At 59.9% G+C, this 14,393-nt stretch carries 12 protein-coding genes and 1 pseudogene; 8 read left to right on the forward strand and 5 right to left on the reverse strand.

Annotated elements, in window-relative coordinates; translation table 11 throughout:
* The first annotated feature begins 43 nt into the window (after positions 1-43).
* Genes J3P95_RS14385 through fabI form a run of 6 tightly spaced genes read left to right on the forward strand, consistent with a single transcriptional unit; the run spans position 44 to position 8,248 of the window.
* Positions 44-1,873, forward strand: coding sequence for an extracellular solute-binding protein (locus J3P95_RS14385; protein WP_434563837.1), 1,830 nt, complete (start codon positions 44-46; stop codon positions 1,871-1,873).
* The gene (locus J3P95_RS14390; protein WP_434580836.1) at positions 1,870-3,723 is read left to right on the forward strand and encodes an extracellular solute-binding protein; all 1,854 of its coding nucleotides are present in this window, start codon (positions 1,870-1,872) and stop codon (positions 3,721-3,723) included. Before J3P95_RS14385 ends, J3P95_RS14390 begins: the two co-directional genes overlap by 4 nt.
* A gap of 4 nt (positions 3,724-3,727) precedes the next feature.
* Positions 3,728-4,801, forward strand: coding sequence for a microcin C ABC transporter permease YejB (locus tag J3P95_RS14395; RefSeq protein ID WP_434580834.1), 1,074 nt, complete (start codon positions 3,728-3,730; stop codon positions 4,799-4,801).
* 1 nt (position 4,802) lies between these two features.
* Positions 4,803-5,822 carry an ABC transporter permease gene (locus tag J3P95_RS14400; protein ID WP_186614950.1) on the forward strand — a complete coding sequence of 340 codons (1,020 nt, stop codon included), beginning with the start codon at positions 4,803-4,805 and terminating at the stop codon, positions 5,820-5,822.
* Position 5,823: 1 nt separating this feature from the next.
* Positions 5,824-7,434, forward strand: a complete 1,611-nt coding sequence (locus J3P95_RS14405) for an ABC transporter ATP-binding protein (protein ID WP_434557490.1) — start codon at positions 5,824-5,826, stop codon at positions 7,432-7,434.
* A gap of 19 nt (positions 7,435-7,453) precedes the next feature.
* Positions 7,454-8,248, forward strand: a complete 795-nt coding sequence (gene fabI / locus J3P95_RS14410) for an enoyl-ACP reductase FabI (RefSeq protein WP_150802880.1) — start codon at positions 7,454-7,456, stop codon at positions 8,246-8,248.
* Positions 8,249-8,301: 53 nt separating this feature from the next.
* On the opposite strand, the gene J3P95_RS14415 is transcribed toward fabI, so the two are convergent.
* The 3 genes and pseudogenes from J3P95_RS14415 to J3P95_RS14425 form a co-directional block, all read right to left on the reverse strand.
* A complete protein-coding gene (locus J3P95_RS14415) occupies positions 8,302-8,715 on the reverse strand; it encodes a hypothetical protein (RefSeq protein ID WP_434580831.1) in 414 nt (137 codons plus the stop codon).
* Between the two features lie 6 nt (positions 8,716-8,721).
* Positions 8,722-9,546: a lipid II-degrading bacteriocin gene (locus tag J3P95_RS14420; protein WP_434580829.1), complete on the reverse strand. Its 825-nt coding sequence runs from the start codon at positions 9,544-9,546 to the stop codon at positions 8,722-8,724.
* A gap of 288 nt (positions 9,547-9,834) precedes the next feature.
* Positions 9,835-10,452 (reverse strand): annotated as a pseudogene (locus J3P95_RS14425) (GGDEF domain-containing protein); the annotation flags it as partial.
* Positions 10,453-10,639: 187 nt separating this feature from the next.
* Between J3P95_RS14425 and J3P95_RS14430 the strand changes: the two are divergent.
* Complete coding sequence (locus tag J3P95_RS14430) at positions 10,640-11,464, forward strand: AraC family transcriptional regulator (protein WP_434580827.1); 825 nt, start codon at positions 10,640-10,642, stop codon at positions 11,462-11,464.
* A gap of 142 nt (positions 11,465-11,606) precedes the next feature.
* Here J3P95_RS14430 and J3P95_RS14435 read toward each other — a convergent pair whose 3' ends face one another.
* On the reverse strand, positions 11,607-12,194 hold the full coding sequence (locus tag J3P95_RS14435) for a LysE family translocator (protein ID WP_186614937.1): 588 nt from the start codon (positions 12,192-12,194) through the stop codon (positions 11,607-11,609).
* Between the two features lie 174 nt (positions 12,195-12,368).
* On the opposite strand from J3P95_RS14435, the gene J3P95_RS14440 reads away from it, so the two are divergent.
* Positions 12,369-13,823: a TrkH family potassium uptake protein gene (locus J3P95_RS14440; RefSeq protein WP_434557493.1), complete on the forward strand. Its 1,455-nt coding sequence runs from the start codon at positions 12,369-12,371 to the stop codon at positions 13,821-13,823.
* Between the two features lie 78 nt (positions 13,824-13,901).
* Here the strand turns inward: J3P95_RS14440 and J3P95_RS14445 are convergent, their stop codons facing one another.
* A complete protein-coding gene (locus tag J3P95_RS14445; RefSeq protein WP_434557494.1) occupies positions 13,902-14,390 on the reverse strand; it encodes a hypothetical protein in 489 nt (162 codons plus the stop codon).
* Positions 14,391-14,393 lie beyond the last annotated feature (3 nt).

A 14,393-nucleotide genomic window follows, 5' to 3' on the forward strand; every position in this document is an offset into this window, starting at 1 on the left:
AGCCCATAAAAGCCCAAGCCGCCTGTATCGGATCCCAGACTTGATACGTCCCCTCCTCCTGCTCCTGATCAGCCTGGCCCTGAGCTCCTCCGCCGGCGCTACCATCAGCGAAAGCCATGGCTATGCGCAATTTGGCACGCTCAAGTACCCGGCCCGATTCGCCCACTTCGACTGGGTCAATCCGCAAGCGCCCAAGGGCGGCACCTTACGGATCATGGCGTTTGGCACCTTCGATACGCTCAACCCCTACACATTCAAGGGTAGCAGCCCGGTCTCCACGGCGAATTTCCTGCAGTACGGCATCAACGAGTTGAACGAGCCGTTGATGGTCGGCACCGGCCAGTACGCGCCGTCCGGGGATGAGCCGACGTCGAGTTACGGCTTGATCGCCCAGTCCGTGGAATACAGCGAGGACCGCAGTTGGGTGGTGTTCAACCTGCGACCCGAAGCGCGCTTCCACGATGGCGTACCGATCACCGCCTACGACGTAGCGTTTTCCTATCGGACGCTCCTCAAGGACGGCCATCCGCTATACCGGACCAACCTTCAGGAAGTGCTGCGGGTCGATATCCTCAGCCCGCTGAAAATCCGCTTCGTCTTCAAGCGCTCGGGCAATCCGCTGCTGATCCTGCGCCTGGGTGAGTTACCGGTGCTGCCACAACATTACTGGAAAAACCGCGATTTCAAGGCGACCACCTTCGAGCCGCCCCTGGGCAGCGGCCCTTACCGAATCACCAAAGTCCAGCCCGGCCGTCAATTGATCTTCGAGCGGGTCAAGGATTACTGGGGCAAGGACCTGCCGGTCAATCGCGGCAAATACAATTTCAACCGGATGGAAGTGGAGTTCTACCGCGACAGCGAAGTCGCCTTCGAAGGGTTCAAGGCCGGCGAGTTCGATATCTACATCGAACACCAGGCCAAGAACTGGGCCAACGGTTACAACTTCCCCGCGGTCAACCGTGGCGATGTGATCAAGGCGCAGATCCCCCACCAGATTCCGACCCAGACCCAAGGCCTGTTCATGAACACTCGGCGCGGCACCTTCGCCGAGGTCAAGGTACGGGAAGCCCTGGGATTGATGTTCGATTTCGAATGGACCAACCGCACGCTGTTCAGCGGCGCCTACAAACGCACCCTCAGTTACTACCCCAACAGCGAATTCTCGGCGACGGGCCTTCCGGTAGGCCACGAATGGCTGTTGCTCAAGCCGTACCGCGAGCAACTGCCCGCTCAGTTGCTGACCGAACCCTTCAGCTTGCCCAAGACCGACGGGCGCGGCATTCCCCGGGAAACCTTGCGCAGGGCCCTGGCCCTGCTGAAGGAAGCCGGATGGACCCTCAACGGCCAGCGCCTGCTGAACGCTGAACGCCAACCCTTGCGCTTCGAGATCCTGTTGGTGAATCCGAACCTGGAGCGCATCCTCCAGCCCTACGTCGAGAACCTTGCCAGCATCGGCATCCAGGCCCGCCTGCGCACGGTGGACCGCGCCCAGTACAAGCAGCGCCTGGACCAGTTCGACTTCGACATGATCCTGCTGACCCTGGGCCAGACCCTCAGCCCCGGCCTTGAACAATGGCAGTATTTCCACTCCAGCCAGGTCGGGATCAAGGGCAGCAAGAATTATGCGGGGATCGCCAACCCGGTGGTCGACCATCTATTGGAAAAGCTGCTCGCCGCCCAGACCCGCGATGAACAGGTGGCCGCCGGCAAGGCGCTGGATCGTGTGCTGCTGTGGCAGCATTACTGCATTCCCAACTGGTATCTCAATTATCATCGCCTGGCGTACCGCAACCGGTTCGCCTTTGTCACTACGCCGCCCTACACCCTGGGCCTGAGCGCATGGTGGCTGAAATCTTCGGAGAAAGATCAATGAAGCCTCTACGCGCCCTGCTCCTGCAGGCCAGCTGCCTGTTATTTTCCGGGCTGGCTTGTGCCGCGCCGCAGCACGCCTTGACCTTGTACAACGAGCCGCCGAAATACCCGGCCAATTTCAAGCATTTCGACTACGTAAACCCCGACGCGCCCAAGGGCGGGATATTTCGCCAGGGCGGGTTTGGCAGCTTCGACAGCCTCAACCCGTTCATCAACAAAGGCGTACCGGCCGAGGACATCGGCCTGATCTACGACACCCTGGCCAAGCAAAGCCTGGATGAACCGTTTACCGAATACGGCCTGATCGCCGAGAAAATCGAGAAAGCCCCGGACAACGGCTGGGTGCGGTTCTACCTGCGCCCCGAAGCCCGTTTCCATGACGGCCATCCGGTGCGCGCGGACGACGTGGTCTTCAGCTTCCAAACCTTGACCAGGGACGGCGCCCCGATGTTTCGCGGTTATTACAACGATGTCGCCGAAGTCATCGCCGAAGACCCGCTCAAGGTCCTGTTCAAATTCAAGCACACCCACAACCGCGAACTGCCACTGATCCTCGGCCAACTGCCGGTATTGCCGAAACACTGGTGGGCCGACCGCGACTTCAACAAGGGCAACCTGGAGTTCCCCCTGGGCAGCGGCCCCTACAAAGTCAATGAAGTGAAGGCCGGTCGCTCGATACGCTATGAGCGCGTGAAGGATTATTGGGGCAAGGACCTGCCGGTCAATCGCGGCTTCTATAATTTCGACGTATTGACCACCGACTATTACCGCGACAACACCGTGGCCGTGGAAGCCCTGAAAGCCGGACAGTTCGATTTCTGGCTGGAGATGAGCGCCAAGAACTGGGCCAACGCCTACAACATCCCGGCCGTCACCGAAGGCCGGCTGGTGAAGGAACAGATCCCCAACGGCAACCCCACCGGCATGCAAGGATTTGTCTACAACCTGCGCCGGCCGGTGTTCCAGGATGTGCGAGTACGCAAGGCCTTGAGCCTGTTGTTGGACTTCGAGTGGACCAACAAGCAACTGTTCAGCGGCGCCTACGCCCGCACACGCAGTTATTTCGAGAATTCGGAGATGGCCGCCACTGGCCTGCCCGGCGAAGACGAGCTGAAGATCCTCGAACCACTGCGGGACAAAATCCCCGAGCAGGTCTTCACCGAAGCTTTCCAGCCATCGATGTGCGACGGCAGCGGCATGATCCGCGACCAGCAGCGCAAGGCCTATCAGTTGCTACAAGAAGCGGGCTGGCGCATCGTCGACGACAAGATGGTCGATACCCAAGGCAAGCCCGTGGTCCTGGAATTCCTGCTGGCCCAGACCGAGTTCGAGCGGGTCTTGCTGCCATTCAAGCGCAACCTGAGTGACCTGGGCATAGAACTGGTGATCCGCCGCGTCGACGTGTCCCAGTACATCAACCGCGTGCGTTCACGGGATTTCGACCTGGTGGTGGGCAGCTTCCCGCAGTCCAGCTCACCGGGGAACGAACAGCGCGAATTCTGGATGTCGGCCGCTGCGGACAAACCTGGCAGCCGCAACACCATGGGCCTGAAGAATCCCGCCGTCGACCAGCTGGTGGAACAGTTGATCAACGCCGACTCGCGCAAGAGCCTGGTCACTCATGCCCGCGCGCTCGACCGGGTGTTGCAGTGGGGCTACTACGTGATACCCAACTGGCACATCAAGACCTGGCGCGTCGCCTACTGGAACCACATCGGCCATCCAAAAGTCCCGCCAACTTATGACATCGGCACCACCACCTGGTGGGTCAAACCGGACATCAAGCCGGCCGATGAAGTGGAGAAACAAGTGATCGAGCAACAAATCGCCGCCCCCGCGAGTGTGGAGTAACAACATGCTGGCTTATATTTTTCGGCGACTGTTGCTCATCATCCCGACCCTGTTCGGCATCTTGCTGATCAATTTCGTGATTATCCAGGCGGCGCCCGGGGGCCCGGTGGAGCAGATGATCGCCAAGCTCGAAGGCTTCGAAGGCGCCACCAGCCGCATCGCCGGTGGCGGTGCCGAAGTATCGGTGGCCGGCTCCGCCTACCGTGGCGCCCAAGGCCTGGACCCCGCGCTGGTCAAGGAAATCGAGCGCATGTACGGCTTCGACAAGTCGCCCCCCGAACGCCTGTGGATCATGATCAAGAACTACGCCCGCCTGGATTTCGGCGACAGTTTCTTCCGCGACGCCAAGGTTATCGACCTGATCAAGGAAAAGATGCCGGTGTCCATCTCCCTCGGGTTATGGAGCACGCTGATCATGTACCTGGTGTCGATCCCGCTGGGGATCGCCAAGGCGACGCGGCACGGCAGTCATTTCGATGTATGGACCAGTTCGGCAATCATCGTCGGCTACGCGATTCCCTCGTTCCTCTTCGCCATCCTGTTGATCGTGGTGTTCGCCGGCGGCAGTTATTTCGACTGGTTTCCGTTACGCGGGCTGACCTCCAACAACTTCGACGAATTGAGCATGGGCGGCAAGATCCTCGACTATTTCTGGCACCTGGCCTTGCCCGTAACAGCGCTGGTGATCGGCAACTTCGCCACCATGACCTTATTGACCAAGAACAGCTTCCTCGATGAAATCAACAAGCAGTACGTGGTCACCGCGAAAGCCAAGGGCCTGACGCGCAACCGCGTGCTGTATGGCCATGTATTTCGCAACGCCATGCTGCTGGTGATCGCCGGTTTCCCGTCGGCGTTTATCGGGATCTTCTTCACCGGTTCGTTGCTGGTGGAGGTGATCTTTTCCCTCGACGGCCTCGGGCTCATGAGCTTCGAAGCCGCCATCAACCGCGATTATCCGGTGGTGTTCGGCACCCTTTTCATCTTCACCTTGCTGGGTCTGGTGGTGAAACTGATCGGTGACTTGACCTACACCTTCGTCGATCCGCGCATCGACTTCGAAAGCCGGGGGCATTGAGATGAACCTGTCCCCTCTCAATCGCCGGCGCTTCGAACTGTTCAAGGCCAACAAGCGTGGCTGGTGGTCGCTGTGGCTGTTCCTGATCCTGTTCGGGCTGAGCCTGGGCGCCGAACTGATCGCCAACGACAAGCCGCTGGTGGTGCATTACGACGACGGCTGGTATTTCCCGGCCCTCAAGCGCTACCCGGAAACTACCTTCGGTGGCGAATTCCCCCTGGAAGCCAACTATAAGAGCCCGTACATCCGCGAACTGCTCGCGGCCAAAAACGCCTGGGTGCTGTGGGCGCCTATTCCGTTCAGCTACCAGAGCATCAATTACGATCTGAAGGTCCCGGCCCCCGCGCCGCCCTCCTCGGTGAATTGGCTCGGCACCGATGACCAGGGCCGCGATGTCATGGCGCGGGTGATCTATGGCTTTCGCATTTCGGTGTTGTTCGCGCTGACGCTGACGGTGCTCAGCTCGATCATCGGCGTGATCGCCGGCGCCCTGCAGGGCTTCTATGGCGGCTGGGTGGACCTGGCCGGCCAGCGCTTCCTGGAAATCTGGTCCGGGCTGCCGGTGCTGTACCTACTGATCATCCTCGCCAGTTTCGTCCAGCCGAACTTCTGGTGGTTGCTGGGCATCATGTTGCTGTTTTCCTGGATGAGCCTGGTGGACGTCGTGCGCGCCGAGTTCCTGCGCGGGCGCAACCTCGAATACGTGCGCGCGGCGCGGGCGCTGGGCATGCAGAACGGCGCGATCATGTTCCGCCACATCCTGCCCAATGCCATGGTCTCGACCATGACCTTCATGCCGTTCATCCTCACCGGCGCTATCGGCACCCTGACCGCCCTGGACTTCCTCGGTTTCGGTCTGCCGGCCGGTGCGCCGTCCCTGGGCGAGCTGGTGGCCCAGGGCAAGTCAAACCTGCAGGCGCCGTGGCTGGGTATCAGCGCTTTCGCCGTACTGGCGATCATGCTGAGCCTGTTGGTGTTCATCGGCGAGTCCGCTCGCGATGCCTTCGATCCGAGGAAGTGAAATGAACCAGGACAATCTGATCGAAGTGCGCGACCTCGCAGTGGAGTTCATCGTCGGTGAGCGCCGCCAGCGCGTGGTGGAGGGCGTCAGCTTCGACATCAAGCGTGGCGAAACCCTCGCCCTGGTAGGCGAAAGTGGCTCGGGCAAATCCGTGACGGCGCATTCGATCCTGCGCTTGCTGCCCTACCCGCTGGCCCACCACCCGACCGGGACCATCCAGTACGCCGGCCAGAATCTGCTGGGCCTGAAGGAAAAAACCATTCGCCATATCCGCGGCAACCGGATCGCGATGATCTTCCAGGAGCCGATGACCTCGCTCAATCCCTTGCACTGCATTGAAAAACAGATCAACGAGGTGCTCGGCATCCACAAGGGCCTGACCGGCAAGGTCGCGACCCGTCGTAGCCTCGAACTGCTGGAACTGGTCGGCATCCCTGAACCGCACAAGCGCCTCAAGGCCCTGCCCCATGAGCTGTCGGGCGGCCAGCGCCAGCGGGTGATGATCGCCATGGCCTTGGCCAATGAGCCGGAGCTGCTGATCGCCGACGAACCGACCACCGCGCTGGATGTCACCGTCCAGCTGAAAATCCTCGAACTGCTCAAGGAGTTGCAGGCGCGCTTGGGCATGTCGTTGCTGCTGATCAGCCACGATTTGAACCTGGTGCGAAGAATTGCGCATCGCGTATGTGTCATGCAGCGCGGTTGCATCGTCGAACAGGCATCGTGCGCGCAGTTGTTCCGCGCGCCGCAACATCCGTACACTCGGGAACTGCTGGCTGCCGAGCCCAGCGGCGAACCGGCGACCAACGTCGTCGGCCCGCCGTTGTTACAGGTCGAGGACCTGAAAGTCTGGTTTCCGATCAAGAAAGGCCTGTTCAAGCGCACGGTGGATTACATCAAGGCCGTGGACGGGATCCGCTTCAGCCTGCCCCAGGGCCAGACCCTGGGCATCGTCGGCGAGAGTGGTTCGGGTAAATCCACGCTGGGGCTGGCGATCTTGCGGTTGATCGGCAGCCAGGGCGGGATTCGCTTCGAAGGCAAGCAGCTCGACAGCCTGACGCAACAACAGGTCCGGCCGTTGCGCCGGGAGATGCAAGTGGTGTTTCAGGACCCGTTCGGCAGCCTGAGCCCGCGGATGTGTGTGAGCCAGATCGTCGGCGAAGGCTTGCGGATCCACAAGATCGGCACCGAAGCCGAACAGGAACAAGCGATAATCGCGGCATTGAAGGAGGTAGGCCTGGACCCGGAAACCCGGAACCGCTACCCCCATGAATTTTCCGGAGGGCAACGGCAGCGTATCGCCATCGCCCGGGCCCTGGTGCTCAAGCCGGCGTTGATTTTGCTGGACGAACCAACGTCGGCCCTGGACCGCACCGTGCAACGCCAAGTGGTGGAGCTGTTGCGGTCGTTGCAAACCAAGTACAACCTGACGTACCTGTTTATCAGCCATGATCTGGCTGTCGTCAAAGCGCTGAGCCACCAGCTGATGGTGGTCAAGCATGGCCAAGTGGTCGAACAAGGTGATGCCCGCAGCATATTCGCCGCGCCGCAGCACCCCTATACACAGCAGTTGCTGGAGGCCGCTTTCCTGGCCCCAACAACTGCCGAATAACCTGAAAGAGGAGCAACACATGGGTTTTCTCGCCGGTAAGCGCGTACTGATCGTCGGTGTCGCCAGCAAGCTGTCCATCGCATCCGGCATCGCCGCCGCCATGCATCGCGAGGGCGCTGAGCTTGCCTTCACTTATCAGAACGACAAACTCAAGGGTCGTGTCGAAGAGTTCGCGCAAGGCTGGGGTTCGAGCCCTGAGCTGTGCTTCCCGTGCGACGTGGCCAGCGATGAAGAAATCGCCAAGGTCTTCGAAGCCCTGAGCAAGAAGTGGGACGGCCTGGACTGCATCGTGCACTCCGTGGGCTTCGCCCCGGGCGACCAGCTCGACGGCGACTTCACCGAAGCCACCACCCGTGAAGGCTTCCGTATTGCCCACGACATCAGCGCCTACAGCTTCGTCGCCCTGGCCAAGGCCGGTCGCGAGATGATGAAAGGCCGCAACGGCAGCCTGCTGACCCTGTCGTACCTGGGCGCCGAGCGCACCATGCCGAACTACAACGTCATGGGCATGGCCAAGGCTTCCCTGGAAGCCGGCGTACGCTACCTGGCCGGTTCCCTGGGCCCGGACGGCACCCGCGTCAACTGCGTATCGGCTGGCCCGATCCGCACCCTCGCCGCGTCCGGCATCAAGAACTTCCGCAAGATGCTGGCCGCCAACGAAGCGCAAACCCCGCTGCGTCGCAACGTCACCATCGACGAAGTCGGCAACGCCGGCGCCTTCCTGTGCTCGGACCTGGCGTCGGGCATCAGCGGTGAAATCATGTACGTGGACGGCGGCTTCAACACCACCGCCATGGGCAACCTCGAAGAGTAATCTTCACGTTGCAACAAAAACGCCGCTTGCCCTGGAAAGGTCAAGCGGCGTTTTTAATTCGATCTTTGTGGAATGGCCAGCAGCAGCGAGGCGAAGGAAAACAGAAACATCAACGCCGCCAGCACCCCGGATACGGTGTCGTACGAGTAGGCCAAGGAGACTACCCCACCCAAGAGTGACGTAAAAAATAGCGGAGCATTGGCAAATACATACACGCCAATACGCAGTGTGAAAGATCGATGCCTGAGAAACTGCTGGGCGAAACTGCCTAATCCCGTCAGGGTCACAGACGTCGCAGTCAGCATGATCAATATGACCAAGTACATCGCAACTGCGGGAATTCCTTGAGTATCGTTGGGTTTCCCAGGGTTCTCCATCACAGTGTCCGCTGGAAAAAAAAACAGCATTGCGCACGCTGCCATTATGCAAATGATAGCGCCCCCCAGCCTTTTCTCTTCGCGCATCATCGTGGGTCACCTCGAAAAATTAATGGGAAGCTCGCCAGTAATTCGTATTTCATAATCCTGCGCTCGGGCAACTCGCCCCACTTGGCGCAGCGCAGTCGTCACCTTTTCATCAAATACCGGACGATGATTGCTTGCATTCGCGTCATATCGATCCGAGAAAGCTTTGGCAGTACCGGTAAACTTAAGGCTACCTGATGTATTGCGGATCACCTTACCGGTGATTTGAAGCGTGATGTTTCCAAGATATATCCTTGCGATATTCGAATCCTGAGCTGTGGAGTAAGGAACCTTCAGGTCTACGGTGGTTACTCCTATTCCGGCGGTGTTGATAACCGCCATCAAATCGGGAATTTTATTCGGCGCTGGGCTGATTCCCGTTCGGTCGAGTCGAACGCTGGCAGGTTTACCTTTCCCGAGTAGCCAATGGCTTATAGCTTTGAAGGGAGTGAAGACGCCTCCAGAAAACTCCTGCTCGATAGCCAATTGTTCTATTTTTTTGATCTTCGCCCCCTCCTTTGTCCCGAGCCTCCAGGCACTGGCGGTGTCAAGCTTGGAGTTTTTCAGCATCAATAAATCAGCGCCGTGTGCGACCTTCAATTCACCAATGATGATACCGTCCAGTCCATAACGGACAGGTGAGTTATTACGCATGGCTACAAGATGGCGCCCCAGCATTTGAGGCCAATGACCCCGTGCGTACGCCACGTTGCGTTCTTCGATCATTTTTCCAATCATCGCCATTGGGGCAGGCGATGGAAGTCCTCTCCCGCTTCCGCGCGACGTGCCGAACTCATCGGGATAAACAAATGTGATGGGTAATTCATTGTTCATAGGGGTACCAGTCAAGTCGAATGATCGATAACGCTGCGGTTACAAGTCAGCATTACGCCGTGTAAAACTCATTCTGCGTGCTTGCCGCACCCCTCGTGCGGTACATATGTATCGCGTTGCGCCGGTTAAAATATCGCGCTGTTCATAACCGCGCCTTCGAACTCAACCCCTCATAACCCTTCGGCAACGTCACCAGGGGTAGCATTCGAGCAGCTTTCGAAACGCATAAAAAAACGCCGCTTGCCCTGGAAAGGTCAAGCGGCGTTTTTTTCTTCCGTAAATTTCTTCTCAGTGCCGTCCCTGCTTCTGCGCATACATCGCCGCATCCGCATCCGCCAACAGACTGTCGATCGATGCGTGCCGCTTGGGGTCGTATTCGATCTGGCCGACGCTGAAGCGAATGTCATAGCCGCGCTGCAAGGTCGCGTTGCGCTCATCCAGGATCTCCCCGAGCCGTGCCATGATCGCCGCGGTCTCGACATGGGAAGCGCCGGTGAGCAAGGCGACGAACTCATCGCCGCCCAGGCGACCGATGACATCGCTTTCGCGAAAGGCGATACGCAGCACGTCGGCAAAGGTTTTCAGGGCGCTGTCACCCTCGGCATGGCCGAAGCGGTCGTTGATCGGCTTGAAGTCAATGAGATCGAAGAACAGCAAGGTGGCCGGACGCGACAGCCGATCACACACACTCAGCGCATGCTGGGCCAGCGTCTTGAAGCCTCGCCGGTTGGACAACAGCGTCATTTCATCCATGCTCGCCATCTGCACGGCAATCATTTCCTGCTCGGCCATGCTTGCCAGGTCGCGCAGCATTTCGCGTTCGTCGTCGTTGAGCTTTCGCGGCTTGGTGTCCAGCAGGCACTTGCTCCCATCCTCCAGCCCCAATGGATGCCCGGCATAGTAGAGAGTACCGGGCCTGTCCGTGACCTGCTTGAGGCGGACGGCTTCATTGTCCGGTTTGCGTGGTCCGAACATCGTGAGCTCCATTGACGAGACTCACTGCAGTCTAGTCCACTGCCGTAGCGAACTCGAACAGCATTTTGCGGCGCAGGCTAATACAATCAGGCACAGCCCATCACACAGGACACGGACGATGAAGCCTGCCCAACATGACGCCGCCCCCCGTTTCTGGCGCGACGCGGCCCTGCCCTTCATCGAGGCGCGGGCCATCGCCGATGGGCGCAAGGTCTGCTATTCGCGTCACTCCCATGATCATTTCTCCATCGGCGCGATCACGGCCGGACGCAGCACCTACTTGCACGAGCAATCGCGGTTCCAGGTGCGCAGCGGGACGGTGGTGCTGATGAACCCAGGCGACGTTCACGCCTGCAATCCGATCGACGATCAGCCTTGGTCCTACCTGATGTTGTATGTCGACACCCATTGGCTGCGGGATTTGCAACGTCGCATTGGCTTCGACCCCTCGCTGGATTTCCAGGCGTTCGACACCACCCACAGCCGTGATGCCGCGCTTTTCTCGGGGCTGTGCAGCCTTTATGAGCGGTTGGTGGATGAACAGTCCGATACCCGCGACAAGCAAGCCGCCGCCGAAGCGTTTTTCACCGACCTGCAGCATCGTCTCAACCCGGCCGGGCGCCCGGACCGGGGCAGCCATCCGGCGCTGATGCGGGCAGCGCAATTTATCCATGATCACTGCACCGAAGCGCTCAAGCTCGAGGACATCTGCGCCTTCGCCCAGCTTTCGCCGTCCTATCTGAGCCGGGCTTTCAAGCGTCACTATGGCATGACGCCCCACGCCTTCCTGATCAACCGCCGAATCCAGTTCGCCCGCCGTCAATTGCGCGAAGGCAAGTTGATCGCCGACGTGGCGCTGGACAGCGGGTTCGCCGACCAGGCGCATTTCCAGCGGGCCTTCAAGCAACACCTGGCGGCCACGCCCGGCCAATACCGCGGCTGATGCTCTCCATTCCCGTGGCGAGGGAGCTTGCTCCCGCTCGACTGCGCAGCAGTCGCCTGGAATCGAGGGCTACTACGTAGCCCAGCGGGAGCAAGCTCCCTCGCCACCACAGCATTCCCGCCACCAGAGCGTGGATGCAAGCTCACGGCAATAGCAGATACACCGCACTGGCGACCAGCAATGCCGCCATCGCCCGGTTGAACAGGCGCATGGTCGCCGGATTGCCCAACCAGGTACGCAAGAAACTCCCGGCATAGGCCCAGCAACCCACCGAGACGTAGCAGATCACCAGGTAGATAGCCGCGAACTGCCAAACCAGAAGCGCCTCGCCGTCAGCCACGAACGCCCCCATTCCTGCCACACAGGCCAACCAGGCCTTAGGATTGAGCCATTGCATCAGCGCGCCGTAGAACATCGTCGGCGCGCGGCCCTCGTCCCGCTCGCCCAGCTCACCATTGTCGATCGCCAGTTTCCAGGCCATGAACAACAGGAACGCTACGCCGGCCAGTTGCACCACCCGGGTCAGGCCCGGCCAGCGCTGTAACACCTCGTGCAACCCGAGGCCCATCAGGACCAACAACAGGACAAACCCGAGGGTAGCGCCGGCCACATGGCGCAACGTGGCCCGAAAGCCATATCGCGCCCCGGAGCTGAGGGCGACAATGTTGACGGGGCCGGGCGTGATGGAGGCGACCAGGGCAAAGGCGGCCATGGAAAAAACAAGGCTCATCGCATACCTACTTCATTTGAGTGGGAAGGCTGCCAGGCTAAAGTACGGTGCCGGACGGGTATTGAAGAAAACTGCCTTGTCTTCGAACCTCATCGCTGTTTTTTTACGCAAATTTTACGCGGCGAACGAGGGACCAAATCGATACTGTGCCACTCTTCGAATCAGGCGTTTCCCATGTCCATTGCGGTACTGCGTCTCGTCGGTTTCATCCTCGGTATTTTCTTGATTACCCTGGCGGTCAGCATGGTGATCCCGCTGTTGACGCTGATCTACTACGACCGCAACGATGACCTGTCGGCGTTCCTCTGGTCGAGCCTGATTACATTCGTCTCTGGGGTTGCGTTGGTTGCCCGAGGCAGACCGGAACAGGCCCAGATGCGCCCCAGGGAAATGTACCTGCTGACCACCGCCAGCTGGGTCGTGGTTTGCGCCTTCGCCGCATTGCCAATGGTGTTCATCCAGCACATCAGCTACACCGATGCGTTTTTCGAAACGATGTCGGGCATCACGACCACCGGCTCGACCATCCTGACTGGCCTGGACACGGCATCCCCCGGCCTGCTGATCTGGCGCTCGATGCTGCACTGGCTCGGCGGGATCGGCTTCATCGGCATGGCGGTGGCGATCCTGCCGCTGCTGCGGGTCGGCGGCATGCGACTGTTCCAGACCGAATCATCGGACTGGTCGGAAAAGGTCACGCCGCGCTCTCACGTCGCGGCCCACTACATCTTGTGGATTTATGTCGGGTTGACGGCCCTCGCGACACTCGCGCTGTGGCTTGCCGGCATGACCCCGTTCGAGGCGATAAACCATGCAATGTCGCTGATTTCCACCGGCGGTTTCTCCACATCCGATGCCTCCCTGGCACATTGGCCTCAACCCTCCATTCATTGGGTATCAGTCGTCGTGATGATGGCAGGATCGCTGCCCTTTACGCTGTATGTCGCGACGCTGCGGGGCAACACGAACGCGTTGCTCAAGGATCAGCAAGTCAGGGGGTTCGTCGGATTCCTGGTCATTACCTGGCTCGTGGTCGGCACGTGGCTGAGCCTGAACAGTGAGCATGGCTGGTGGGACGCGGTCCGCATCGTGGCGGTCAACGTCACCTCCGTCGTCACGACCACCGGCGTGGCGCTGGGCGATTACACCCTGTGGGGCAGCTTCGCCCTGTTGCTGTTCTTTTACTTGACGTTCGTCGGAGGCTGTTCGGGTTCCACTGCCGGAGGACTGAAGATCTTTCGCTTTCAAGTCGCTGGGGCCTTGCTGATGGCCAGTTTGAAACAGCTGATCCACCCCCGGGCGGTGATCCGAAAAAAATACAACAATCATCCCATCGACGAGGAAATCGTTCGCTCCCTGCTGACGTTCTCGTTCTTCTTTACCATCACGATCGGGGCCATCGCCCTGGGCCTGGCGCTGATCGGCCTGGACTGGACGACAGCCTTGACCGGCGCTGCCACCGCTGTGTGCAACGTTGGCCCCGGCTTGGGCAACATCATTGGCCCGGCGGGCAATTTTTCGACGTTGCCGGACGCGGCAAAATGGCTGCTGACCATCGGCATGCTGCTGGGGCGATTGGAGATCCTGACGGTGTCGGTATTGTTCACGCCGGTGTTCTGGAAATATTGACGCTTCGACAAGACATGTTTGGCAGGCGAAAAAAGCCGCGAGACCTTGAAACAGGTATCGCGGCTGATTTTTTAGCGATCAGCGATCGTTCTTGATCGACGAACGGGTCGCGTTGGTCAGGCCCTTGGTGTTGTGGGTGCCGGGGGTAGCCGTGGAAATCGCCGACGCTTTGCTCAAGCCTCGGGTATCGCGATCCTTAGCAATGGACGAGGTCGCGGAAGCCTTGCTGGTTCGGTCCGTTCGAGTGGTACCGGTGTGCTTGCCGCTCAAGCCATGATCGCGAGTGCGAGTACCGCTGTGATCACTCGCCAGTCCCTTGCCGTGACCGCTGGAGTCACTGGACTTGCCATTGGCTTGTCCACCGCCGATGCCACCGCCGACACCACCACCGTGGCCACCGGCATTGCCACCGCCGTTACCGCCACCGTTGCCGCCACCCCCACCATTGCCACCGCCGGCGGCATAGCTCGAACCGATGGGCGACAGGTCGGCGGGCAGCAGGGCCGAGGCACCGAACGCCAGGGCACACACAGCAACGGCAATGAGGGTTTTCTTATGTTTGGACATGAT

It is taken from the genome of Pseudomonas sp. Z5-35 (assembly GCF_051131945.1).
Classification (GTDB): domain Bacteria; phylum Pseudomonadota; class Gammaproteobacteria; order Pseudomonadales; family Pseudomonadaceae; genus Aquipseudomonas; species Aquipseudomonas marvdashtae.

Excerpts from the sequence above, each read along its gene's own strand:
- J3P95_RS14430 (WP_434580827.1), top strand. The coding sequence starts at position 10,640 with ATGAAGCCTGCCCAACATGACGCCGCCCCCCGTTTCTGGCGCGACGCG.
- J3P95_RS14445 (WP_434557494.1), bottom strand. The coding sequence starts at position 14,390 with ATGTCCAAACATAAGAAAACCCTCATTGCCGTTGCTGTGTGTGCCCTG.
- J3P95_RS14405 (WP_434557490.1), top strand. The coding sequence starts at position 5,824 with ATGAACCAGGACAATCTGATCGAAGTGCGCGACCTCGCAGTGGAGTTC.
- J3P95_RS14440 (WP_434557493.1), top strand. The coding sequence starts at position 12,369 with ATGTCCATTGCGGTACTGCGTCTCGTCGGTTTCATCCTCGGTATTTTC.
- J3P95_RS14395 (WP_434580834.1), top strand. The coding sequence starts at position 3,728 with ATGCTGGCTTATATTTTTCGGCGACTGTTGCTCATCATCCCGACCCTG.
- J3P95_RS14415 (WP_434580831.1), bottom strand. The coding sequence starts at position 8,715 with ATGATGCGCGAAGAGAAAAGGCTGGGGGGCGCTATCATTTGCATAATG.
- J3P95_RS14400 (WP_186614950.1), top strand. The coding sequence starts at position 4,803 with ATGAACCTGTCCCCTCTCAATCGCCGGCGCTTCGAACTGTTCAAGGCC.
- J3P95_RS14390 (WP_434580836.1), top strand. The coding sequence starts at position 1,870 with ATGAAGCCTCTACGCGCCCTGCTCCTGCAGGCCAGCTGCCTGTTATTT.
- J3P95_RS14420 (WP_434580829.1), bottom strand. The coding sequence starts at position 9,546 with ATGAACAATGAATTACCCATCACATTTGTTTATCCCGATGAGTTCGGC.
- J3P95_RS14435 (WP_186614937.1), bottom strand. The coding sequence starts at position 12,194 with ATGAGCCTTGTTTTTTCCATGGCCGCCTTTGCCCTGGTCGCCTCCATC.
- fabI (WP_150802880.1), top strand. The coding sequence starts at position 7,454 with ATGGGTTTTCTCGCCGGTAAGCGCGTACTGATCGTCGGTGTCGCCAGC.